Annotated in this window: 21 protein-coding genes; 9 read left to right on the top strand and 12 right to left on the bottom strand. The window is 61.6% G+C overall.

Annotated elements, in window-relative coordinates; all coding sequences use genetic code 11:
• Positions 1–224: 224 nt before the first annotated feature.
• The 3 genes from secA (at position 225) to GHK62_RS33275 (ending at position 5,764) form a co-directional block, all read left to right on the top strand.
• Positions 225–2,936, top strand: a complete 2,712-nt coding sequence (secA, locus tag GHK62_RS33285) for a preprotein translocase subunit SecA (protein WP_153443262.1) — start codon at positions 225–227, stop codon at positions 2,934–2,936.
• A 162-nt stretch (positions 2,937–3,098) separates the two neighbouring features.
• Positions 3,099–4,493: a lipopolysaccharide biosynthesis protein gene (locus GHK62_RS33280; protein WP_167528436.1), complete on the top strand. Its 1,395-nt coding sequence runs from the start codon at positions 3,099–3,101 to the stop codon at positions 4,491–4,493.
• Positions 4,490–5,764, top strand: coding sequence for a GNAT family N-acetyltransferase (locus GHK62_RS33275; RefSeq protein WP_153443260.1), 1,275 nt, complete (start codon positions 4,490–4,492; stop codon positions 5,762–5,764). The genes GHK62_RS33280 and GHK62_RS33275 overlap by 4 nt, the downstream gene beginning before the upstream one ends.
• Positions 5,765–5,775: 11 nt before the next feature.
• On the opposite strand, the gene GHK62_RS33270 is transcribed toward GHK62_RS33275, so the two are convergent.
• Positions 5,776–7,413, bottom strand: coding sequence for an AMP-binding protein (locus GHK62_RS33270; protein ID WP_153443259.1), 1,638 nt, complete (start codon positions 7,411–7,413; stop codon positions 5,776–5,778).
• Positions 7,414–7,618: 205 nt separating this feature from the next.
• Between GHK62_RS33270 and GHK62_RS33265 the strand changes: the two genes are divergently transcribed.
• The 3 genes from GHK62_RS33265 (at position 7,619) to GHK62_RS33255 (ending at position 10,109) form a co-directional block, all read left to right on the top strand.
• Complete coding sequence (locus GHK62_RS33265; RefSeq protein ID WP_234887144.1) at positions 7,619–8,167, top strand: Rid family hydrolase; 549 nt, start codon at positions 7,619–7,621, stop codon at positions 8,165–8,167.
• Positions 8,168–8,369: 202 nt separating this feature from the next.
• Positions 8,370–9,266 carry a LysR family transcriptional regulator gene (locus GHK62_RS33260; RefSeq protein ID WP_153443258.1) on the top strand — a complete coding sequence of 299 codons (897 nt, stop codon included), beginning with the start codon at positions 8,370–8,372 and terminating at the stop codon, positions 9,264–9,266.
• A gap of 606 nt (positions 9,267–9,872) precedes the next feature.
• Entirely contained in the window at positions 9,873–10,109 is a 237-nt protein-coding gene (locus tag GHK62_RS33255; protein ID WP_153443257.1) for a hypothetical protein, read from the top strand.
• 179 nt (positions 10,110–10,288) lie between these two features.
• On the opposite strand, the gene GHK62_RS33250 is transcribed toward GHK62_RS33255, so the two are convergent.
• Genes GHK62_RS33250 through GHK62_RS33235 form a run of 4 tightly spaced genes read right to left on the bottom strand, consistent with a single transcriptional unit; the run spans position 10,289 to position 11,796 of the window.
• A complete protein-coding gene (locus GHK62_RS33250) occupies positions 10,289–10,615 on the bottom strand; it encodes a phage holin family protein (RefSeq protein WP_153443256.1) in 327 nt (108 codons plus the stop codon).
• Positions 10,615–10,821, bottom strand: a complete 207-nt coding sequence (locus GHK62_RS34765; protein ID WP_153443255.1) for a hypothetical protein — start codon at positions 10,819–10,821, stop codon at positions 10,615–10,617. Before GHK62_RS34765 ends, GHK62_RS33250 begins: the two co-directional genes overlap by 1 nt.
• Complete coding sequence (locus GHK62_RS33240; protein ID WP_234887143.1) at positions 10,739–10,981, bottom strand: hypothetical protein; 243 nt, start codon at positions 10,979–10,981, stop codon at positions 10,739–10,741. Before GHK62_RS33240 ends, GHK62_RS34765 begins: the two co-directional genes overlap by 83 nt.
• Positions 10,981–11,796 (bottom strand): lysozyme family protein, encoded by an 816-nt coding sequence (locus GHK62_RS33235; RefSeq protein WP_153443253.1) that lies wholly within the window; start codon positions 11,794–11,796, stop codon positions 10,981–10,983. The genes GHK62_RS33240 and GHK62_RS33235 overlap by 1 nt, the downstream gene beginning before the upstream one ends.
• Before the next feature lie 158 nt (positions 11,797–11,954).
• Here GHK62_RS33235 and GHK62_RS33230 point away from each other — a divergent pair, with 158 nt between their 5' ends.
• Positions 11,955–12,662, top strand: coding sequence for a hypothetical protein (locus GHK62_RS33230; protein ID WP_153443252.1), 708 nt, complete (start codon positions 11,955–11,957; stop codon positions 12,660–12,662).
• A gap of 42 nt (positions 12,663–12,704) precedes the next feature.
• Here the strand turns inward: GHK62_RS33230 and GHK62_RS33225 are convergent, their stop codons facing one another.
• Positions 12,705–13,085 (bottom strand): hypothetical protein, encoded by a 381-nt coding sequence (locus GHK62_RS33225; RefSeq protein ID WP_153443251.1) that lies wholly within the window; start codon positions 13,083–13,085, stop codon positions 12,705–12,707.
• 111 nt (positions 13,086–13,196) lie between these two features.
• Here GHK62_RS33225 and GHK62_RS33220 point away from each other — a divergent pair, with 111 nt between their 5' ends.
• Together GHK62_RS33220 and GHK62_RS33215 are read left to right on the top strand one after the other, a co-directional pair.
• Positions 13,197–13,427: a hypothetical protein gene (locus GHK62_RS33220; RefSeq protein WP_153443250.1), complete on the top strand. Its 231-nt coding sequence runs from the start codon at positions 13,197–13,199 to the stop codon at positions 13,425–13,427.
• Positions 13,428–13,442: 15 nt separating this feature from the next.
• Complete coding sequence (locus GHK62_RS33215; protein WP_153443249.1) at positions 13,443–13,610, top strand: hypothetical protein; 168 nt, start codon at positions 13,443–13,445, stop codon at positions 13,608–13,610.
• Here GHK62_RS33215 and GHK62_RS33210 read toward each other — a convergent pair.
• From GHK62_RS33210 to GHK62_RS33185, 6 genes are read right to left on the bottom strand one after another with little or no spacing between them, the layout of a single operon-like run.
• Positions 13,607–16,288, bottom strand: coding sequence for an SGNH/GDSL hydrolase family protein (locus GHK62_RS33210; protein WP_153443248.1), 2,682 nt, complete (start codon positions 16,286–16,288; stop codon positions 13,607–13,609). The two genes, GHK62_RS33215 and GHK62_RS33210, sit on opposite strands and share 4 nt — an antisense overlap.
• A gap of 33 nt (positions 16,289–16,321) precedes the next feature.
• Positions 16,322–18,499: a hypothetical protein gene (locus tag GHK62_RS33205; RefSeq protein WP_153443247.1), complete on the bottom strand. Its 2,178-nt coding sequence runs from the start codon at positions 18,497–18,499 to the stop codon at positions 16,322–16,324.
• Positions 18,496–18,897: a DUF6950 family protein gene (locus GHK62_RS33200; RefSeq protein ID WP_153443246.1), complete on the bottom strand. Its 402-nt coding sequence runs from the start codon at positions 18,895–18,897 to the stop codon at positions 18,496–18,498. The genes GHK62_RS33205 and GHK62_RS33200 overlap by 4 nt, the downstream gene beginning before the upstream one ends.
• On the bottom strand, positions 18,887–19,471 hold the full coding sequence (locus tag GHK62_RS33195; RefSeq protein WP_153443245.1) for a transcriptional regulator: 585 nt from the start codon (positions 19,469–19,471) through the stop codon (positions 18,887–18,889). The genes GHK62_RS33200 and GHK62_RS33195 overlap by 11 nt, the downstream gene beginning before the upstream one ends.
• A gap of 2 nt (positions 19,472–19,473) precedes the next feature.
• Positions 19,474–20,196 carry a hypothetical protein gene (locus tag GHK62_RS33190; RefSeq protein WP_234887142.1) on the bottom strand — a complete coding sequence of 241 codons (723 nt, stop codon included), beginning with the start codon at positions 20,194–20,196 and terminating at the stop codon, positions 19,474–19,476.
• Complete coding sequence (locus GHK62_RS33185; RefSeq protein ID WP_153443244.1) at positions 20,196–22,103, bottom strand: phage tail protein; 1,908 nt, start codon at positions 22,101–22,103, stop codon at positions 20,196–20,198. Before GHK62_RS33185 ends, GHK62_RS33190 begins: the two co-directional genes overlap by 1 nt.
• Positions 22,104–22,206: the final 103 nt, after the last annotated feature.

Raw genomic sequence — 22,206 nt, 5'->3', positions numbered from 1 at the left:
ATTGACCGCCGGCGCGATTGCCTCAGGCCCTGCGGCTGCACAACACCAGAATGTGGCTGATCTGTAGCCATCCAGCAGTGCAAGTGCGTTGACATAATCCGACCCCCCTCTTATCTGTCACGCAACCTCGCGTCCAGAACAGTTTCCGGGCGTTTCATGGCATTATGTGGTTTTTCAAGCCCAACCTGAAACCCCAGGCGACAAATAAAGAAAGGGCCATTCGTATGGTCAGTCTCGGCGGCCTAGCCCGCAAGTTATTTGGTTCCGCCAATGAGCGCCGCGTCCGTAGTTACAAGGGCCGGGTGGACGACATCAACGCGCTTGAAGCCGAAATGAAGGCGCTCAGCGACGAAGCGCTGGCGGCAAAGACCACAGAATTCCGCCGGCAATTGGCCGAAGGTAAGACGCTCGACGACATCCTCGTGCCCGCCTTCGCCGTCGTGCGCGAAGCCGCGCGCCGCGTGCTCGGCCTGCGCCCCTTCGACGTTCAGCTCATCGGCGGCATGATCCTGCATGAGCGCGCCATATCCGAGATGAAGACCGGTGAAGGCAAGACGCTCGTCGCGACGCTGCCTGTCTACCTCAATGCGCTCGCCGGCAAGGGCGTCCATGTCGTCACCGTCAACGATTACCTTGCCCAACGCGACGCCGGCATGATGGGCCGCATCTACGGCTTCCTTGGCCTGACCACCGGTGTCATCATCCACGGCCTCACCGACGAGCAGCGCCGCGACGCCTATGCCTGCGACGTCACCTACGCGACCAACAACGAGCTCGGCTTCGACTATCTGCGCGACAACATGAAATATGAGCGCTCGCAGATGGTACAGCGCGGTCACTTCTTCGCGATCGTCGACGAAGTCGACTCCATCCTGGTCGACGAGGCACGCACGCCGTTGATCATCTCCGGTCCGCTCGACGACCGCTCCGACCTCTACAATACGATCAACGAGTTCATTCCGCTGCTTGCACCTGAAGACTACGAGATCGACGAGAAGCAGCGCTCGGCCAACTTCTCGGAGGAAGGCACCGAGAAACTCGAAAACATGCTTCGGCAGGCAGGGCTCTTGAAGGGCGAGTCGCTTTACGACATCGAGAACGTCGCGATCGTCCACCATGTCAACAATGCGCTGAAGGCCCACAAGCTCTTCACGCGCGACAAGGACTACATCGTGCGCAACGGCGAGATCGTCATCATCGACGAGTTCACCGGCCGCATGATGCCGGGCCGTCGTTATTCCGAAGGCCAGCACCAGGCGCTGGAGGCCAAGGAAAAGGTCCAAATCCAGCCCGAGAACCAGACGCTCGCCTCGATCACTTTCCAGAACTACTTCCGCATGTACGAAAAGCTTGCCGGCATGACCGGTACGGCAGCGACGGAAGCAGAGGAATTCGGCAACATCTACGGCCTCGAAGTGGTTGAAGTTCCGACCAATCTGCCGATCCAGCGCGCCGACGAGGACGACGAGGTCTATCGGACGGCGGGCGAGAAGTACAAAGCGATCATCGACGAGATCAAGGCCGCGCACGAACGTGGCCAACCGATGCTGGTCGGCACCACCTCCATCGAAAAGTCCGAACTCCTCGCCGACATGCTGAAGAAGAGCGGCTTCTCGAAATTCCAGGTCTTGAACGCCCGCTACCACGAACAGGAAGCCTATATCGTCGCGCAAGCCGGCGTCCCGGGGGCCGTGACGATCGCCACCAACATGGCCGGCCGCGGTACCGACATCCAGCTCGGCGGCAACCCCGATATGCGCATCCAGCAGGAACTGGCCGAGATGGAGCCGGGGCCGGAGCGCGAGGCACGAGAAAAGGCGATCCGCGAAGAAGTGCAGAAGCTCAAGGAGAAGGCACTCGCCGCCGGGGGCCTTTATGTTCTCGCAACCGAGCGCCATGAAAGCCGCCGCATCGACAACCAGTTGCGTGGCCGCTCGGGCCGTCAGGGAGACCCCGGGCGTTCGAAGTTCTACCTGTCGCTGCAGGACGACCTGATGCGCATCTTCGGGTCCGACCGCATGGACGGCATGTTGCAGAAGCTGGGCCTGAAGGAAGGCGAGGCAATCGTCCATCCATGGATCAACAAGGCGCTCGAGCGGGCACAGAAGAAGGTCGAGGCGCGCAACTTCGACATCCGCAAGAACCTGTTGAAATATGACGACGTGCTCAACGATCAGCGCAAGGTCATCTTCGAGCAGCGTATTGAGCTGATGGATGCCGAGAGCGTCACCGAGACGGTCACCGACATGCGCAACGAAGTGATCGAGGAAATCGTCAGCAAGCGGATTCCCGAGCGAGCCTATGCCGAGCAATGGGACGTTGAGGGCCTGAAGGCGGACGTCCAGCAATATCTCAACCTCGACCTGCCTCTCACCGAATGGGCGGCCGAGGAGGGCATCGCCGAGGACGATATTCTCGAACGCGTCACCGCTGCCGCCGACAAGGCTGCGGCCGACCGGGCGGAACGCTTCGGTCCCGACATCATGCAATATGTCGAGCGCTCCGTCGTGCTGCAGACGCTCGACCATCTCTGGCGCGAACACATCGTCAACCTCGACCATCTTCGTTCGGTCATCGGCTTCCGCGGCTACGCCCAGCGCGATCCGCTGCAGGAATACAAGTCCGAGGCCTTCGAACTGTTCCAGGGCCTGCTCGGCAATCTCCGCCAGGCCGTGACGGCGCAACTGATGCGCGTCGAACTGGTGCGAGAGGCACCGGAGGCACCGCAGGCTCTGCCGCCGATGGAGGGTCATCACATCGATCCGCTGACCGGCGAGGATGACTTCGCGCATGCTGGTGCGCCGCTGCTGGCCGCGGCACCGGCGGACCGCAATCCGGCCGATCCCTCGACCTGGGGCAAGGTATCGCGCAACGAGCCCTGCCCCTGCGGCTCGGGCAAGAAATACAAGCATTGCCACGGAATATACGAAGCATGATCGAATGCCGCCTTCGGGCGGCATTTTCATTAGGACGTGACAGCTTTCCGCGAATGCCGCGCTGAACCGTTTGTTAACGCTGATCTGGCAGAAGTGAGGCCCTGTATTGCGTAGTGTCAGGGTGTCCTCGTGTTCATGGCGGTATGTCAATCAGCCGGACGAATGCTGCCGTCGGCGCTGAGGCAACGCCTGTCTCCGCTGCTGGCCAGGCTTGGACCGATCGCGTCCGGCGCTGATCCGAAGAGCCGCGCCCAGCGCACGGCGCTGATCGCCTTCGCGATCCGCATCTTCAGCGCGGCCATTGCCCTCGTCTCGCAGATCGTTCTCGCTCGTCTGATGGGCGAGTTCGAATACGGTGTCTTCGTCTTCGTCTGGGTCCTGGCCGTCCTGTTCGGCAACCTGTCCTGCCTCGGCCTGCATGCGGCCGTGATCCGCTTCGTGCCGGAATATCAGATGGCGGACGCCGTGGCCGAGATCCGCGGGCTGACGACCGTGGCGCGCGTCTTTGCGCTGTTGTCGGCGACCGTACTCGCCGCCATCGGCGGCATCGGTCTCTGGTTCTTTGCCGACATGATCGAGCACTATCATCTCGTCGCCCTTTACCTCGGCCTGGTCGCCCTGCCGATGATTGCGCTCGGCGACGTGATGGACGGCACCGCCCGCGCGCATAGCTGGCCGCTTGCGGCGATGAGCCCCACCTTCATCGTCCGGCCGCTGCTCATTCTCGTCTTCATGGTGTTAGCCATCGCCGCCGGCTTGCCGAATACGGCGAAGACGGCAATGGTCGCCGCGCTGGCAGCCACCTACATCACGACGCTCGCGCAGTTTCTCGCGATGACGTCGCGCCTGCGCAGGCGCTACGTTCGCGGGCCGATGAAGATCGAACTCGGATCATGGCTGCGCCTTTCCGTGCCGATATTTCTAGTCGAAGGTTTCGGTTTCCTGCTGACAAATTCCGACGTGGTGATCGTCGGGCTCTACCTGCCGCCAGACGACGTCGCGATCTACTTTGCGGCTGCCAAGACCATGGCTCTCGTTCATTTCGTCATGTTCGCCGTAAAGGCGGCGGCGGGGCCGCGCTTCTCCGAGGCGATGGCTTCCGGCGAAAGCCGCCAGCTTGCAGAAATCGCAACCGAAAGCGCACACTGGTCCTTCTGGCCCTCGCTCGCGATGGGCGGCACGGTGCTTATCGCCGGTCGTTTTCTTTTGTCGCTATTCGGCCCGGCCTTCACCGCCGGCGCGCCGTTGATGGCGGTCCTGTTTGCCGGGATTCTGGCCAAGGCCTTCGTCGGCCCGGTCGAAACCCTGCTTACCATGGCCGGCCGACAGAAGCTCTGTGCGATGCTTTACGCGACCGCGCTCGCCGTCAACATCGCGCTGAACTTTGTTCTCATCCCGGCCTTCGGCCTGATGGGCGCAGCCTTCGCCACCGCCGGCGCGATGTTCTTCGAGGCGGCAATTCTGCACCTCGCGGCAAGACGCACCTTCGCCATCCCCCTTCTCGCTTTCGCGGGCGCAGGAAGCGGCAACGACAAGAACGAGGCGATCCGTCCATGATCGGCAATACACCCTTCCCCGGAAACACGAACGGCAGGGCGAGCCGCCTGCTCGGCGGATTGGCCCAACCCGGCTTCGACGCGTCACAACCCGAGCAGACCATCAGCGTGGGGCGGCCCGGCCGCTATCTTTCGATCTATTCCGCAAGGGCAGGCTACGAGTTGCAGCGAGAGCTCGATTACCTTTCCAACCGCGCGATAGAACCGAACATATTCTTTACCGGCCGCTTCCTCGCCCCGGCCATGCCGCGCCTGGAAGACCGCGTCATCCGGCTCGCCGTGATCCGGGACAACGACGAACGCCGCAGCCGAATGCGCTTCCTCATGCCGTTTTCGATCGAGAAGCCGGGCTTTGCGATCGGCCCCTCGATCATTCGTGCCTGGTCCAACCCGTTCGGACCGCTGGGCGTGCCGCTGCTCGATGCAGAAGATGCGGCCGAAACGATCAGCAATCTCTACGAAGCGTTGGCCGCCCCCTCCTCCGGTCTGCCGCCGGTGCTCGTGCTGCCGGATGTAAGACTCAAGGGCCGCTTCGCACAGCTCGCGCGTGCCGTCGCGATCAGCGAAAACCTGCCGCTCACCGTGACCGACAGCTTTGAACGGCCGATGCTGGAAAGCCTGCTCGACGGTCCGACCTATCTGCGCAAGTCAATCAAACGCGCGCATTTCAAGGAATTGCGGCGCCAGTGGAAGAACCTCGAAAAGCACGGACAGCTGACCTACAACGTCGCGCGCCAGCCTGAGGAGATCCGGCTGCGCATGGAGGAATTCCTGGCGCTGGAGGCTTCCGGCTGGAAGGGGCGCGAACGCAGCGCCATGATCACGGATCGCTTCCGCGCCGCCTTTGCTCGCGAGGCGATCACCAATCTCGCCGAGACCGACAGCGTCCGCATCCACACACTCGATCTCGACGGCAAGGCGATCGCCGCCATGGTCGTTCTGCTGATGGCCGGCGAGGCTTATACGTGGAAGACCGCCTATGACGAGCGATATGCCTTATATTCGCCCGGCAAGCTGCTGCTCGCCGAACTGACGGAATGGCACCTCGACGACGCCAACATTACCCGCTCCGATTCCTGCGCGGTGCCCGATCACCCGATGATTAGCCGCTTCTGGCAGGAGCGCGAGGAGATGGGAACGCTCGTCATCGGCCTGCACCAGAACCGTGACCGCGACGTCCGCCAGGTTGCGGCCCAACTCCACCTCTATCGCAACACCCGCAACATGGCGCGGCTGCTGCGCGAGAAGATACGGGCGCTCGCCGGCCGCTGACGTCGCTCCCGCTACTCCCGAAGCGCCTCGGCAGCGGCCCGGTCGCGCAAAAGCCGGCGGATCACCTTCCCCGACGTCGTCAGCGGCAGGCTGTCGACGAACTCGATCTCGCGCGGGTATTCGTGCATGGAGAGCCTGGTTTTCACCCAGTCGCGGATCCCGGCTGCAACCTCTTCATCGGCAGGGGCGCCTGGTCTCAGCACCACATAAGCCTTGACGATCTCGGTGCGCAGCGGATCGGGCTTGCCGACGACCGCCGCCATTTGAACGTCCGGATGGCCGGCCAGGCAATCCTCGATCTCGCCGGGACCGATGCGGTACCCCGATGAGGTGATGACGTCGTCGTCTCGGCCGAAGAAGGTGAAATAACCCTCCGCGTCCATCACGCCCTGATCCCCGGTCGTCATCCAATCGCCGATGAACTTCGCTTCCGTCGCCCGTTCATTGCGCCAATAGCCGAGGAACATCACCGGATCCGGGCGCTGCACGGCCACCTGCCCGACCGTTCCCGGCGGCAGGACCCTCCCCTCGCCGTCGATGATCGCCACACGATGACCGGGGGCCGCCTTGCCCAAGGAGCCGGGCTTCAAGACACCGAGATCCGCGGCCGAAGAGATGACGATATTGCACTCCGTCTGGCCATAGAACTCGCTGACATCGATGCCGAGCGCTGCCTTTGCCCACTCGAAAGTCTCCCGCCCGAGCGCCTCGCCGGCGGAGCCGATCGTCCGCAGCTTGAGGGCGTAGCGATCGCGGGGCCGATCGACGGCCTTGAGCAGCCGAAGCGCAGTCGGCGGGATGAAGGCATTGCGCACATCCATCTCTTCCATGATCCGGAAGGCCATAAGCGGGTCGAATTTCTGCGCCGGCGACGAAACCACCGGTACGCCCAGCAGCAGGGACGGCAGCAGCGTGTTCAGAAGCCCCCCGGCCCAGGCCCAGTCGGCCGGGGTCCACATCCGGTCGCCCGGTTGCGGCAGGAAATGATGATGGAACTGGAATCCCGGCAGATGGCCGAGCAGGACGCGATGACCGTGGAGCGCCCCCTTCGGAGGTCCGGTCGTTCCGGAGGTATAGATCATCAGCGCCGGATCATCCGGCGTCGTATCGGCGGCAGCAAAACGCCTCTCGCTGTTTGCGAGCCGGTCGAAACGGACCGTGGCTGGCTCGTCCTCCTCTTCCGCCAGTACCACGAGACCGAGTTCCGGCAGTTTGTCCCGGATCCCCGCAAGCCGCTCGTAGCCGAACCGGTTGGTGACGATGGCGGTCGCAGCAGCATCCAGCAGGCGATATTCGAGCGCATCGACGCCGAACAGCAAGGCGAGCGGCAAGGCAATCGCGCCGAGCTTGTAGATCGCAACATGCGCGATTGCCGCCTCGAAACCCTGCGGCAGGAAGATCGCGACGCGGTCGCCGCGCTTGATGCCGTGGTCCGCCAATCCGGCAGCAAAGGCCGACGAGCGCGCCGCGAACGCGCCATAGGTCAGAGACAGATGCGCGCCATCAGGTCTGAAATGCTGGAGGCAGACACGCTCCGGCTCCCGCTCCGCCCAGGCATCGCTGACCGCAACGCCGATGTTGAACTTCTCCGGAATCCGCCAGCGGAAATCGCGATAAAGTTCGTCGTAGTTTTCGATTTTCGGGAGCATGGGCGGCCGCAACAGAATTGTTGCAATGCAGTTAACATTTCTGCTTGGGCGAGTTCAATGGGTGCTCAAGAGGGCGCAACGAAGCTCGCGCTGTCCCTTGATCGCAATTTTGCAAGAACGGACTCGCGCGGATGAGCCTTGAGTGAGTGAGCCGCGGTGCCAAGATGCGTCACGTCGCGATCATGAACAAAGGGAACACACCGCTATGAGCAGTTCGGATACTCCATCGTTCAATCACACGCGCCGCCGTCTCGTTGCGCTTTCTGGCCTGGCAGCAGCGGCCGTAACCGCATTCGGCACACCCGGTCGCGCCGAGGGAAGTGGCGGACAAAAATCCGCAAAAGGCATGGGCATGCCGTGGGAAGACGAATATGGATATGCGCAATCCGTAAAGGTCGGCGACACCATCCACCTCTCCGGCCAATTAAGCCACAACGACAGCGGAGAAATAATCGCCCCGGCGCCCATCGACGCGAACGGAAAAGTTACGGACTTCTCGAATATGGGAGCTCAGATGGAGCAGGCCTATGCCAACTGCGCGAAGCTGCTGGCGCAGTACGGGTTGACCATGGAAAGTGTGGTGCAGGAAGTTATATACGTGCTGGACATGGATGCAGCCTTCAAGGTGGCTGGCCCGGTGCGAAAAAAAGCATTTGGCTCTCAAAAGCCCGCTGTCGCTAGCACTATTCTCGTTACTCCCCGCTTGGCCTTCCCGAGCCAATTGATCGAAATTAGCATGATGGCCGTCGCTTAGCGCCAAGGCTCCCAGTAGCCGGCGCGCGCCCGTTGCAGGAAAAGCTTGCGCGCGCCGCGATCACGCCCGCCACTCCGAGATGAGGATGCGCTGCTCCGCGTGGAGCAGTCTCTGCGACCTTCATAAGTGACCGCAACGGGCTTGCATCTGAAACTCCTCGCGGCGAACAATGCGCCCAATTGTGTAAGCGCGTGAGAAATCGATGCAGGACGATCATCTGTCTTGGGATGACCTGAGGCTGCTGAAGGCGGTCGCGGAGGGCGGAAGTGTAGCGAGAGGCGCACATGCGCTCGGCATAGACAATTCAACCGGGTTTCGTCGCATAGCGCGCCTTGAGGCCTCGCTCGGGGTAAAACTCTTTGAAAGGCATCGAAAGGGTTACGAACTCACTCAGGAAGGTGCCGAGATATTCGCGTTGTCGATGCGCATGCAGCGAGATGTCCAAGCCACGTCGCTAAAGATCGCGGGTGCCGACCAGAGCCCCGTTGGTCATATTCGGATTGCCACCAACGACACCATCATGTCGCGCTTTTTAGCCGGCATTTTTGCGTCCTTTCAATCCAGGTTCCCCGGAATGTCGCTGGAGGTGGTGACGGGCAACGTCTCATTGAATCTGTCGCAAAGGGACTGCGATGTGGCCATAAGAGCCACAAACAGGCCACCCGAGAATCTGGTCGGTAGACGGCTGGCAACAATTGGATGGGCGCCGTACAGACGCGTTTCAGAATCGCACGGAGCGGAAGATCCCTTCGAGGGGCGGTGGATCAGTTTCGCAGGTGAGCTCAGTGACTTGGCTGCGGCACGCTATTTGGCCACGAGGGTCGCGCCCCACCAGATAGCCTTTAGCGCGAATTCAACGGAAGCAGTTTTCGCTGCCGTTTGCGCGGGAATTGGGGCGGCGTATCTGCCGTGTTACCTTGGCGACAACACGCCCGACCTGGAGCGCCTGACGCCACCGGAGGGTTCCTTGGCGAGCGCGTTGTGGATCTTGACGCACCCGGAACTGAAGAGGGCCAAACGAGTACGGCAGTTCATCGATCACTGTGTCGGTGCACTTTTGCCGCTCCGCGCCACCATGGAGGGTTTGCCCGGGAGATAGTGGACACACTGTTTTGAATGGTGGTGCCCCATGCCGACGCGAGGTAAGCGCGCCGGATCAACTACTTGCAGATTTGTGGGACACAAAGGCGAGCTGACGTTTCATTACGTATTTCGGCCCGCATGTCTCACACCTGCGGCGTTAGCTGAGAACGCGGAGAAAACTCAACCGTCCCTTGCGTATCGTTCCAAGCCTCACCAAGTTAAAACGAGGCTGAGGAAAGGAATAATAAGAATGGGATTGGACGGGCCTCGCGGCGGTCTGGGGAAGTGGTCGAAGCCGGGCGTTCCGCACAAAGGCTGGACTTGTATCAACATAGAACTTTTCCGGGTACGACGGCAGCCGCCATATCGCGCACATCCACTGGTACCATATGGGCTGGTGGAATTGGTACATGACCTGGAATTGGGCGAAGAACAGCAATAGGTGGCAACGCCCGAATGGTCAGGCCGACTCCGCAAGGGCGGCGGCGCTCGAGGCGGAGGCATGCTACGATGCCATCCTCCGGTGCGAATGGCCGGGGATGGTGCCAGAGGACCTGCAATGCATGCTCGACAACGAGGAATGGATCCGGACTAGGCCTTGACCCTGCCGAGGAGACCGATCATGGCCGATGCGCTCAAAATGAAAAAGCTGATCTGGGATTGCCAGAAGGATATCGCCGCATACCTGCCACCGGAGAGCGGCATCACGGAACACCAACTGCTCCAGCGGCTCATGACCCGGCTGGACGGCCAGCAGGCTAAAGAGGCGCTCGGTGATGATTGGCAAGGATGGTGGCCGGGTGACGATGATGACGGCGACGACGGCGGCCCATCTCCTCAAGACCGCGAGATGGCCTGAACACATACAGAGCTGCAGTGGGCGCACGCTGCAGCTCCTCCTTTGCGACGTATCAATTATGTTGCTGGGGCGCATTCGCCCTGTTCCATCCAAGGGAACCGCTTCGAACGTCGCTACTGCTATAGAGATAGTGAAGGCACAAGCGAGATCAAGCCCGCTTGCGCAGATCCGGCGGCATTCTAGCCCTTCTCTACCTTCGCCCCAAACCACTTCATGAACAGCACCTCGGATCCGCGCGGCCCCAGATAGGCGAGTGCCGCGATCAGCCCTGTCGCCATCGGTTGCTCAAGTTGCAGCCAGGTCGAAAGCCCCTCACCGATGAAGGCCATACCGACGGCGATCGGCATTTCCCACAGCAGCTCCTTGCCGAAGAACTTCCGGCGCATCTTCCGGACTTCGTTCGTGTGCCACATCAGGCGTCCGACAACCGCGCCGATGATCGTCGTCGCGGCGCCGCCGAACCATGCATTGAGCAGTTCAATCAAAGACGTGTATTTCTGCGGCATCAGCGCCCTTCCCCGTGTCTCGCACATTCCGCCTTCGTCCAGACCGCCGCGGCGCAGATGCCGACGACGGTCCGGTCGATCTTCCGTTGATCCGCTGGCGTTGCCCCTCGCGCGCCGATCAGATCAGTTCCGACGACCCGGCGCAGGCCTGCGACATCTGCCGGCGCCGAAGTCCCACACGCCGCCCCCATCGAGGCAACGGTCATAATCGCTGCGGCCAGCGTCCGATTGATGAGCCGCTTCATTGTTCTGCCTTTCGATGGCTTGCTTGACGGATTCGGCGCCGTCCTCGCGGATCTCGAGGACGACCCAGGCGATGGCGGCGAGCACAAGCACGCCGCCGAGGATCTTCGACCAGGGGATCATCATTTCAGCCCCAACGCGTCGCGCACCGCCGGCATCGAGCTGATCGCGTAGATCGCGAAGCCGACGATGACGGCGAGGATGGCGATCTGCACCCGCCAGTCGAGCGCCACCAGGTTCAGCTCTTTCAGCGCCGTGACGATCGTTCCGCCGGCCGTCAGCAGCCAGGTCCAGAATCGGCCGGATTTGCGTACCAGCTTTGGTTTCGGCTTTGGCACAGGCACAGCCGGCGGCGCTGCTTGCGGCCCCTCCTCGACCTCATGCGGCCGCCGCGCCACTTCGAGGACCTCGCGCAGCAACGCCTCCACCTTCTCTGGCTTCACCAGCGCCTTGTTGAGCCCGTCGCCGGCATAGTAGGACTGCCCGCGCCTCACCTCGTGCTCATTGCCCTTGGTGTCCGCCAGAACGGGAAACGATGCCCACTCCTGCGCCAGGCGCTTGCCAAACTCGACGATGTCGATCTTACCGACGATGAATTCCGGATAGCCGCGGCGGACCAACAGCTTGTAGCCGAGCCGGTCCTGCAGATCCGGCGTGAAGCGATCGGTGCCCTTGATCGAAGGCATGGCATTCGCCAGGTCGATCAGCGTGTGCCGCATAAACTGGTAGCCGCCGGCCGCGCTCGACTTGAAACGCTTCGACCAGCCCTTTTGCGCATCGACCACCTCGCCATAGGTCATGGTCGTCAGCGGCTGCGGCAGCTTGTCCTGGTTGTGGCCATAGATCACGTCATAGGATGCGCGGTCGGCCTGCCCGACTTCCGTTTCACGGATGAAGTCAAGCAGGATCGCCGCGCCGGGAGGCACGGTTCTGTCCATCTGTTTTCCTTTTTGTTGAAAACGATCCGAAGTGGATCAGGGAGCGAATTGCCGGGGCGGCCGACGACTTACTGCCAGGTAGCGCATCGCCGTCTGGTTGTGTTACCGGTTGCGCCAGTAAAAAACTTCAACCCACTCGGTCATCGGAGGCATGAAAGTTGGCGTTCTATAAATTTTGCATGGCAAAGCACGTGCAGTCGATCCTATGGGGGACGATGCGACTAGGAACGCTGGAGCATTTCCGCAGCATGGAAGTTGCGGACGATCAAGAGTGGATCGCTGACCGACTAGAAGGTGTGTCCACCGGTATAAACGATGAAATTCGCATATCCGGGCGCGACCCGAACATCGGCGATAACGTCATGATCCAAGGTGCCCACAAGATGATCATTACCGGCATTCGCGAAGATACGGAAATTGTCATCGGACCAGGCACGCACAGAATTGTAGGTGAGGAGTTTTACATCCTCTGCCTTTCTAGAGAGCCGTTCAAGTCAGCAAGAAAAGCCATGTGCGTCGATGCCCCGGACGGGTATCGGTATGACTCTTGTGTCGAAATATCCGACGTCGAACAACTCTACGAGTGCATCGTCGCTACCGGAAAAATTCTCGGCCGGCCAATTCACCATTGGTTTAGCGGAGCTTACCTTGAAGAGGTTACCTACGACAAACGGGAGCGAAACATCCCGAGCGAGACGATGTTCGACGAAGGTCCCTTTTGCAAACCATCGCATTTCAGTGCTCAGCAGGAATTCAGGATTGCATTTCGGCCACGAGAACCACGCCTGTTAACGGAACTCGGAGACTCCTGCTTTGTGACTTTCGATCCGCCCGATGGACTTTTGTCGCTACGGGCGTGCTGGTGATTGTTTCACGCACCGATTCTCTAAGCCAACGCGGCAGCTTCATTATTCTTCGTCTTGGTCTTCGCCCCGCTTCGCGGTCATCGCCGCGATGCACAGTGCGATTGCCGGTGTCGCGCCGGTACAATAAAGGCCCTCGCCGATAACAGCCCTGAATTCCCCGTTGCCCCAACTGACTCCGCCGAGCCTAAACCCCGTCACGATCCGAACCAGGCCAAAGGCGGCGTCAAGCGAATCCGTAAAAAGGGGCAGCTTTCCGTCTTCCGCCCCTATCCATTTGACCTTCTCGATAGGCTGGCCGTTTTGGTTTGTGCCTCGATTTTCCACATGCCGTTTCCAGCCGAGTTGACGGGCAATTTTTCTGTCGACGCCCCGATCCCCTTCTTTCAAGCCCTTAAGTTCGTTGATTAGGACGTCTATAGACATTTCGACGACACAGCTCCGATTCCCCTTGAACGAGAAATACGATACGGCACCCCGAAATGCCACCCACTTGCCTATAGGTTGTGCCTGAGATAGGCGTAAGACGGCTGATAAATGGTGGGCACTGAAATGGGGCTGAAATCACCGGAGGATCGCCGGCAGGATCTTATCCTGCTCCGCGAGAAGTCCAGGCATTCACAAAAGCTGATGAATGATTTTCGATCCTCATTTGAGGAACTCCTTACGATCATTATCGATGAGCGATCGGATGCCGGGGGCGGCGCCCACCAGAGGGGACCGGTGAGCGCGCTATTCCGCCGGCTTTTTAGAATGATGCATATTTGAGTGAGAGTGGTAACGATGGGGCTGAAATCACCGGAAGATCGCCGGCAGGAACTGATCCGACTGCGCGAGAAGTGCAGGCGTTCACAGTCGATGAACGATCTTCAATCGGCATTTGAGGAATTTCTTACGATCATCATCGATGAGCGATCGGAAGAAATCGAACGGTTCGAAAATATCATCTAAGCCAGCGCAACCGACTTCTTCACGCCACCGATGACCGTGCTGAAAGTCGAGGCCGCGAAATCGATCCACTCCTCGCCGTCGACAAGGGTGTTGTACCCCCCCGTACCGAGACGATAGGGCGGATTGAATACCGCGTCGGACGCACCAGCGTTGCGAGCAACCAAAAATGCCGGCCCCAAAGCGAATGGCACCGTGATCGGCGAACCGGTGACACTGTCCAGGTACAGCGAGGTATCTGTCCGGTTGAAGAAGAGGGTCAGCGTCAAGTCGTTATTAGTGTTGGTGACCGTAACGGCAACCGTCGTGATGACGATGTTGCCGCCAGCCGCCCTGAAGGTCGCAGTGACGGTCCAGACCGTGCCGGACGTTTTGGCAAAGCTGTACTCGACCAGCGGTGTATGTTCTCGCCCCGGATTGGATTGTTCGCCAAGCTCCAGCACCAGACCGTCGACCATCTTGCCGCGAATCCTGTAGCGAGACATCCAGGTCGAAGCATTCTCCGGCGCCGTTTCCAGACGACCGAGCACGGTTCGACCGCCACCCGACTTGACTGCCTTGATACCCATCCGAGCCCCCAGGATGACGGGGACGGCGTTGTAGTCGAGCGCGCCGGCCTCGGACGAATAGGGCACGTTCGCTCCGGAATAGCGCTCGTCGAACAGGCCGCGCAAATCGTAGAAGTCCTGCGGAACCGGGGTGACTGAAAACTTGGCGAACTCCGCCGTTTGGGTACTGGTCACCCGCATGTTGATCCGGTTGAGCCCCGGCCGGAGACGGCAGGCCCTCAGCGGAACGGAGATCGCCCGGCCGGTCGATCCACCGCCTACATTGGTGCCGAGGGTGAACGTATTGGCCGTGTCGCCGGGAATGTCGAGGTTGGTGAGCAACAATGATGGCGTTAGCGTCGCGTGGCGTTCCCGCGTCAGATAGAGCACCAGGTCGGAATATTCGTAATTCTCGACCCACAGGTAGATAACGAGGTTGGACGCGTTATCCGTCGCCGTGTAGCGGAGCGTCGCCGCTTCCTTGGAGTTGACAGCATTGTCCTCCATCTTCACATAAGTCACCACGGCATTGCCGACGGGAACGACATGGCTGCCGAGCATATCCTTCTGCGCGCCGCAGCGGACATTGAGCGGTTCGGTCGCAAGGGCGTAGGCAAGGAAAGCCCCGGCCATCAGTTCATAACCAGCATTCGTGTAGTGGATGCCGTCGGAGGTCAGGTCGCCGAACGAATAGCCGTTCTTCGAGGAAACCAGATCGGTGATGATGTCGTTCAAGGGCACCAAGTGCACGCCGTGAGAAGCGGCGACCCTATGACACGCCTTGCGGTAAACATCCACGAACTGCGGGCCGGTGTTGTTCATGCGCTTCCGCGGAGTGATATCGCCCATGACGACCGCATAGCCGTCCCGCTTCATCATTGAGACCAGCCGCGACAGGTTCGCCTCGTAGGTTTCCACCGAGATTCCTGCGTCCGGATTGGCATCGTTCATCCCGACCATAAGAATGACGATATCAGGCGCAAAGGAGGTCACGTCGGTCGCGTAGCGGCTGATCAGCTGCTGCGAGGTATTTCCGCCGACGCCGGCATTGCCGAAGACGATGCTGGTGTTCTTGTAGTAGAGTTTGCACATATCCCAGAGCTGGGCCGGGTAAGCAAAGCCAGGATCGGCACCGGTGCCAGCCGTAAGGCTGTCGCCAAACGGCAGCACCCGTACCGCTTCACCGTCCTGCATCCGCTTTTTGTGAAACTGTAAAAGCGCCGCGTTATCACTGCGCCGGCGCTCATCGATGAGCCGTTCCCAATAGCCGCCATTGGTAGCATCGATGACGCCGTCCGCCCTATACCGGTCGGTCGAGCGGATCCAGTCGCCATGGGACGGCTGCGCATTTACCCGGCAATAGGTGCCGCCCTTGTTGTCGCTGATCGTGTTGTACCCGGCAAGCCAGGCCGATTTTGCCGTGGAACTGACGGACATTCCCTCAAGGTCGGCCTTGGTCGCGAAGCGCGTTACAACCAGACTCCCGGCGGCGGCAACCGCAGTGTCCCGAGCGTTCTCGGCTTCCGCCTGCGCAGCCTCAGCCGCCGCAAGGACGGCGGCGCTCACCTGGTCGCTCACCAACCGGAACGTGTTCCCCACGATCCGGCCGAGCAAGATACCAGAGATCCCGCCAGCGGCCGGATTATTGCCCGCATTCGTCTTGATCGTCAGCACCGCGCCGCCGTTGAAGGAGATCGTGACAGGCGTGCCCGTGTTCGGCTCGAAGACGCTCACCCAGATTAGTGCCGATTCAGACGCAGGAAGGCTGCTCGTCGCCTGAATGGCATTCGGCGTGCCGGCGCCGACATCTGTGGCCGGAATAAACGGAAACGGCAAATCGCCCATGCGTACCCAAGAGCCGGAACCGGATGCACCGATCTTGCGGTAGATGCCGTTATTGGCGACCGTGGCATCACCCATCACCCATGCCATCTGGTTCGCGGCATAGGTCAGCGTCGCGTCCATCGTCGCCTTGTCGGGAAAGATGATGCCGCCGCCGGCTTGGAAGGACGTGATCAAACGCTCGGTCTCGGTGCCCCAGACCTGCGCGTCCAGCGGCTCGATCTCTCGCGGCGTTCCGTCACTATTATAAGGCGCGAAAACGCTTTCTGCCGTCTTCGTGAAAAGAGACATTCAATTCTCCACTGCGGTTATGAAAATAATCAGCTAGAGGTTGATCTGAGCCGAGAAGGTGCGCGGCGTGCCTTCGACGCCGCCGGTGGTTTTGGTGATCAGTCGCCATTCGACGGTGCGTTGGCCAAAACCGCCGCCGGTGTAGCTGTCGCCAAAAGTCACATCCTGGAAGGGACGCGCATCTTTTTCGTTGCGTGTCGACCAGGGGCCGAACCCCGACCCATCATCGACGCGACGGTCGAGGCGGATCGAAGCGCAGCGCAGCTCGGTGGCGTTAACCGTGACATCGAGCGCAGCAGTCGTGCCCGACACGGTCGTGCCGCCGGAAACAAGGATCGGCTGTCCGCAGGGTGCGTTGTTCACTGCAGCTGTGACATGCAGGACATCGGAGTAATAGCTGCCGTCATCGCCTTCGAAGATCCTGACCCGCGCGTCGACCTCCTGCCCGAAGAGATCGGCCCCGATATAGGCGAAGGTCGATTGCTCGTTCATGCCAGACCAGGAACCGGGCAGCCCGCCGCTATAGGCGCGATACGTCGCCTCGACCGTGCTGAAGCTCACGCCTGGCAGTGTGTAGGCGATCCTGAATTCCTTGTTGCCACTGATCGGATAGGTTATGTGCACCGCCGCTGTCGGCGCGTCCGGCGTCGGCAGCGAGCTTTCATACTGCATCTCCGGCAGAGCTTCCGGCGCGTCCGCCTCGTCTGTCGCCGGGTTCCACGCCGGCAGCGATGGCCAGACCGCAAAAGGGATTTCCACCGTGCCCCGGCTGTCGTCGATGCGCGGCGGCAAGAGCTTCACCTTCTCCACGTCGCCGAGATCCGGCAGCTCGATCTCGCCGTAGTAGAGCCCCCAGGCGGCGAGCCCGACCATGTTCGTCACGGCGACGCCTGTGTCGCCGCGCGCTTGCAGGAACCGTCGCCGGGCGATCCGCTGCGCCTGGCTCGCCGAAGGGCAGAACGGCAGCTCGACATCGTGATATTTGGGGCCGTAGAGCGTCACCTCGTCATCGACCTTCGCCCAGGCGATGCCGGTCATGTCGATGTCGGCGAGCTCGTAATTGCGCTCCGGCGAATAGTATTTGATCCGGCAGATGTTCGGCCGCTCGACTGCCTCAGGTCCCGAAATCCAGTCGAGCTCGAGGAGGTCGATCGGCACGAGACTGATTTCCGGCGACGGATCGTCATCGATCAGCTCGAACCAGATCTTGCCCTCGGCCGTATAGCGGATCTCTGCCCCGATCGAATCGAGGATGTCCTGCATCGTGTCGCGGCGCGCGCCCTCCCACGCCCACATGCCGCCGCAGCGCGCTCGCTTCTCAGTGCCGGTCTTCGTCGCGATGAAGATGTCGGCCTTAACCGCCTGAGTGGTGATCAGCGGCCAGTCGAAACGATCGGAGGTGAAGGCCGGATCGCGGCGCAGCACATGCGCGGCGCAGAGAATGCCGTTCTCGCTCCAGCTCCATGTATCATCGTCGTCGGGATCTGCGCTGTCGTCGCGCGGATCGTAGACCAGCGATGCACGCGCCACCCATTCGGTATCCGGAACGCCTCCCTGGTAAAGCGAGAGATACTTCGACGAGGTGAGCCCCGGATTGAAGAAAGTGACAAGCGACTGCGCAATGCCGCGCACCCGGTGAGCGCTGCTCCAGAGTTCCGGAAAAGCACTGATCAGCGCCGGCCACGCGGTCTCAGATCCTGTACCCTTCTTGTCCTCCCATTTCATCCAGGAGCCGCCGGACTTCGACCAGGGCGGCGAGGAAACGTCACCATCCGAATCGACCGTCACCTCGCGACCGCCAACGAAATACTGCTCGATCGCATCGATCGGCCCCTGAAGCCGGCAGACGAGCCGCCAGCGCGTCGAACCGTCGGTGTTCCCGAAAGCTTTCAGCCCGCCGACGCGCACGCGGCCGAGCCCCTCGATCACCGAGCTTTCGCCGCTCTCGAAGGTGCCCTTCGCATCGGCGGCCTTCACCGTGCCGGTTTGCCGCTGGCGGCCGATCATGGACAGGCCGACCAGAGCCCCGCCGACGATCACGTTCGCGGCGATCGTTGCGATCGTGCCGGCGGCCGTCGCGGCGACTGCTGTGCTCGAAAGCAGAAAGCCATGAATGGCCGTCGCGATCAGCGACACCGGGTCCGCATGTGCATGCGACGCCATCACGACGAACGAAGCGCCGCTGGCAAACAGCAATCTAACGGATTTCATACGATCGACCAGGTCTTGACGATTAGACGGGGAACGAGGAACGCGACGCCCGTCTCTGCGCGCCACGCGAAATATTCCCCATGAAGAAAGATGCCGCCGACCTGCCCGTAGCGGCCGGTTTCGATGACGCCGACGTCGCCGAGCTGCGGCACGCCACATTGGAAAAGCCCGAAGTCGGCGAGCGCCTCTGACCAGAGCGCTTCGAGCGAGCCAGCTCGCGCAATCAGCCGATGCGCCTCCTCGCGGCTTTTCCAGCGCGGCAGAGCGATCTTGCGGCCATGCACCTGCTCGACCCACGACGCCGCCCATTTGGAGCAGTCGGAAACGCCCCAGACGCTCTCGCTCTCCTGCGCCTCCTCGAGGAAAGCGCGCAGCGGTTCGGCAAGATCAGTCCGCACGGATGATCTCCTGCACCTTCACGCCGACGAATTCGAGCCCCTTGTCGCCGGGATAGCGCGCCTGCTGGTCCGCCGGCGTCCACTTGCCACCGAAGGGGAAGTTCTGCGAGTGCCAAAGGCTTTCTATGGTGAAGGAGACGGTCCGCACGCCGACGCCGCTCCAGCGGATTTTTGGCGAAGAGAGGTAGCCGGGAAAGAGCTTCTTCAGCCCCGAGGACCAGACCTCTTGCGTCTCCTGGTCGAAGGCGCACCAGTAGACGTCGGCAAGCCGTCCCTCGATCTGCCGACCCTGATCCTTGACCGAGCGCAGGAATTCGACATTGGTGCCGGCAATCACCACATCAATTTTCGCCGCTTGCCCGAAGCGCGGATCCTCGACGGCGCCGATCGAAACGAGCTGACCGCCGGCGGGATCGGAGACCCCACGCCACTCGAAGCCGCCGACGGTCTTGCGCCCGACGCCATTGTGCAGCCGCCAGCGGCCGGAGGGCAGATCGATATCCGCGAACCACGCCCGCGCAATGTGCGGCCGGCGCAGGAACGCCATGTCATCAGCAGAAAACAGGTTCGCCATGATCAATCCGCGAAATAGTCCCTGACGTCGTAGTCGAAGACTTCGATCAGCGTCACGCTCGCCTCTTCGGCATAGGCGACGCCACGCGCCGCACTCGCCGCATCTTCGCTTTCCAGCCGCATCGCCATTGTCGGATAGAGCGTCGCGAAGTCGTCGACTGTCAGCGCCTTGCGAAGCGGCGGCCAGATCCGGTATTCACCGTCACCCCGCTCCTCGGTGATCGTGTAGAGCCCGAAGTGGAGCGGGAAGAAGCCGAGATAGTCTCCCATCTGCAGCCGATGGCCCCAGAATTCATCTTCGAGGCGGATGATCGAGGCATCGAGCGAGGCGGCGGCCGCGACCGGCACATTCGGCGCCGTCACGCTCCAGTTCTGCCCGTTGCTCCACGGCTCGCCATTGCCCCATGGCAGCCCGAACCGCTCGTGCGCACTAGTCACCGTCAGGCCGGCTTCAAGCAGGGTCATCATGTCCGGGTCGCCAAATGGCACGCGCGTCGCATTGGCGCCGCCATGCAGCGCCGTCGCCCAACCGCGATACCGCCGGAACTTCGCATCCTTCGAAACCGGAAACACGAATTCCCAGCGCCAGGCGCCGAAGGGCGAAGCAACCGTCTGCGAGAAGTTCCCGATCGACGTGTTCGCTGCCCCGCCGACCACGCGAGGACCGGAAAGCGGCGTCATCGAACGCGGCCGCAGTCCGTTCGGCATCGAAATCAACCGTCCCATCAGGCCCTCGTATTCCGCGTCGTGCGCGCATGCTCATAACCGGCAACGCGCTTCGATTCCGTCCGGTCGCGCTCCGCCAACCCCCGCTCCAGCCGCGCAATCGCCGCCTGATCGGCGCCGCGCGCGTCGATGTTGTAAGTCGGCGCGTAAGTGCCGCCGCCCGTCCGCTGCCCAGGCTTGGTGATGCTGACCGTCTCATTCGGGCTTGCGCGAAAGGCGACCATCTGACTGTCGATGCCCCCTGCCCCACCAACCTGAAACGAGCCGCCATTCTGGAAACCGACCAGGCCGCCAAGCAGCCCCTTGAGCAGGCCACCGCCGAAGCCACCGCCAAAGTTCATCGTCGACAGCAGGCTGGACGCGATGCTGCTGAGCGCATCGAGCGCCACGTCGCGCCACTCCTTCGTGCCCTTGATCGCTTCGGCCAGCGAAGATCCGACGCTGTCGAAGGCGCCGCTGATGCCGTCGCCGAGGCCGGACCCGACATTCTCCATCCCGTCGAAAGCACCACGGATGCCGCCGGCGACGTTCTGGGCCGTAGCGAGAACAGGTGCGCTCGACCCGTCCATGCCGATCCCGAGACCCTGCATGATGTTCATGCCGATCCCTTCCATCACGCGCGACGGAGAATGGATCTCGAAGAAGCTGGTGAAGGTGCTCTTGATCCCGGAGGCGATGTCGGAAACGCCGGTCTTGACATTCTCCCACTGCGCTTTGATGCCCTGAATGAGACCGTTAATGATGTCGGCGCCGATCTGCATCATGACGCCGGGAAGAGCCTTGAAAGCAGAGACCACCTCGGCGACCACGCCGGAAAGCGCCGTCCGGATCGAAGTCCCTAGTTCCTGAAACTTTTGGATGACGGCCACGAGCGCCCGTGCGTGGAGCTCGACGAAGACGTCGACGAGCTTCTTCACCCAGTCCCACGCCGCCTGTATCTCCGGCCAAAAGGCAACGACGGCGGCCGCGAGCGCGGTTATACCCGCGATCGCCGCGGCGACCGGAACGCCGATCGCGGCGATCGCGCTCACCATCAGCCCGAGCGCCGCGACGACGGGACCGATGATCGCGGCGAGACCACCGACGACGACGCCCCATTTGACGATTTCCGGGTTTGTCTGTGAGAGGTGCTGAACGAAGCCGGTGATCGTCTGCACCGCCTGTGTCACCCATTCGATGATCCCGCTGTTGGCGATTACGACGGCGAGCGAGCGTAGCGACGCACCGAGTTCAGCCATGGAGGTGTTGAACTTCGCGGCTTGCGCTGCAGCCTCGTCGGAGAATACCGAGCCAAGCTCGCTCGCCCGGTCGCCAAGGCGCGCAAATTCCGCGCCGTTGTTCTGCAGCAACGGAATGAGCGCCGTCGCCTCGTCAGCGACCGCTTCCATATAGAAGGTCATTTCCGCCTGGCTGAGACCCGCCTTCTGCAGGGAGTCGTAATAGAGCTGCAGCGCCTGCGGACCGGAGAGATTGCGGAAGGCCTCGGCCGTCACGCCAACCTTCGGCGCGATGTTCGTGAAAAAATCGGCCATCTCCCCGCCGCCATTCTGCAGGAAGTCGCCGACCTTATCGTTCACGTCCTTGTAGATGTCGCCGAGCTTGTCGCTTTCTATACCCACCGTCTTTGCGGCAAAGGCAAGCTTCTGAAACTCCTGGAAGCCAGCGCCGGCGACCTTGGCGGAATTCTGCAGACTGGAGATATCGCTGGCGACACCGGAGAGCGCGGCCGTGATCGCCGCGCCGGCTGCAGCTAGCGGCGCAGTGACGCGCGCCGACATGGTCGCGCCAAAGCTCTGCATGCTCTTGCCGAGCTTCGAAAGCGTCCGCTGGCTGTTCGAAGCCCCCTTCTCGAAGGCAGCACTGTCGAGCCCCAGCACGACGCGGAGCGCACCGATCACAGCGTTCATGGATTAGCCTTGCTTGCTACCCCACGCCCGGACTTTGGCGAACACGTCGCGCCAGTCGGACTTGGCAGTCTGTTGTCGATCATCGCGGAGAAGGATCTTCTCC

The sequence above is a fragment of the Sinorhizobium terangae genome, assembly GCF_009601505.1.
Classification (GTDB): Bacteria; Pseudomonadota; Alphaproteobacteria; order Rhizobiales; family Rhizobiaceae; genus Sinorhizobium; species Sinorhizobium terangae.
This window is presented reverse-complemented; position numbering and strand designations above follow the sequence as displayed.

Coding starts and splice junctions, on each gene's coding strand:
- secA (WP_153443262.1), top strand. CDS start 225: ATGGTCAGTCTCGGCGGCCTAGCCCGCAAGTTATTTGGTTCCGCCAAT.
- GHK62_RS33280 (WP_167528436.1), top strand. CDS start 3,099: ATGCTGCCGTCGGCGCTGAGGCAACGCCTGTCTCCGCTGCTGGCCAGG.
- GHK62_RS33275 (WP_153443260.1), top strand. CDS start 4,490: ATGATCGGCAATACACCCTTCCCCGGAAACACGAACGGCAGGGCGAGC.
- GHK62_RS33270 (WP_153443259.1), bottom strand. CDS start 7,413: ATGCTCCCGAAAATCGAAAACTACGACGAACTTTATCGCGATTTCCGC.
- GHK62_RS33265 (WP_234887144.1), top strand. CDS start 7,619: ATGAGCAGTTCGGATACTCCATCGTTCAATCACACGCGCCGCCGTCTC.
- GHK62_RS33260 (WP_153443258.1), top strand. CDS start 8,370: ATGCAGGACGATCATCTGTCTTGGGATGACCTGAGGCTGCTGAAGGCG.
- GHK62_RS33255 (WP_153443257.1), top strand. CDS start 9,873: ATGGCCGATGCGCTCAAAATGAAAAAGCTGATCTGGGATTGCCAGAAG.
- GHK62_RS33250 (WP_153443256.1), bottom strand. CDS start 10,615: ATGCCGCAGAAATACACGTCTTTGATTGAACTGCTCAATGCATGGTTC.
- GHK62_RS34765 (WP_153443255.1), bottom strand. CDS start 10,821: ATGACCGTTGCCTCGATGGGGGCGGCGTGTGGGACTTCGGCGCCGGCA.
- GHK62_RS33240 (WP_234887143.1), bottom strand. CDS start 10,981: ATGATCCCCTGGTCGAAGATCCTCGGCGGCGTGCTTGTGCTCGCCGCC.
- GHK62_RS33235 (WP_153443253.1), bottom strand. CDS start 11,796: ATGGACAGAACCGTGCCTCCCGGCGCGGCGATCCTGCTTGACTTCATC.
- GHK62_RS33225 (WP_153443251.1), bottom strand. CDS start 13,085: ATGTCTATAGACGTCCTAATCAACGAACTTAAGGGCTTGAAAGAAGGG.
- GHK62_RS33220 (WP_153443250.1), top strand. CDS start 13,197: ATGGTGGGCACTGAAATGGGGCTGAAATCACCGGAGGATCGCCGGCAG.
- GHK62_RS33215 (WP_153443249.1), top strand. CDS start 13,443: ATGGGGCTGAAATCACCGGAAGATCGCCGGCAGGAACTGATCCGACTG.
- GHK62_RS33210 (WP_153443248.1), bottom strand. CDS start 16,288: ATGTCTCTTTTCACGAAGACGGCAGAAAGCGTTTTCGCGCCTTATAAT.
- GHK62_RS33205 (WP_153443247.1), bottom strand. CDS start 18,499: ATGAAATCCGTTAGATTGCTGTTTGCCAGCGGCGCTTCGTTCGTCGTG.
- GHK62_RS33195 (WP_153443245.1), bottom strand. CDS start 19,471: ATGGCGAACCTGTTTTCTGCTGATGACATGGCGTTCCTGCGCCGGCCG.
- GHK62_RS33190 (WP_234887142.1), bottom strand. CDS start 20,196: ATGGGACGGTTGATTTCGATGCCGAACGGACTGCGGCCGCGTTCGATG.
- GHK62_RS33185 (WP_153443244.1), bottom strand. CDS start 22,103: ATGAACGCTGTGATCGGTGCGCTCCGCGTCGTGCTGGGGCTCGACAGT.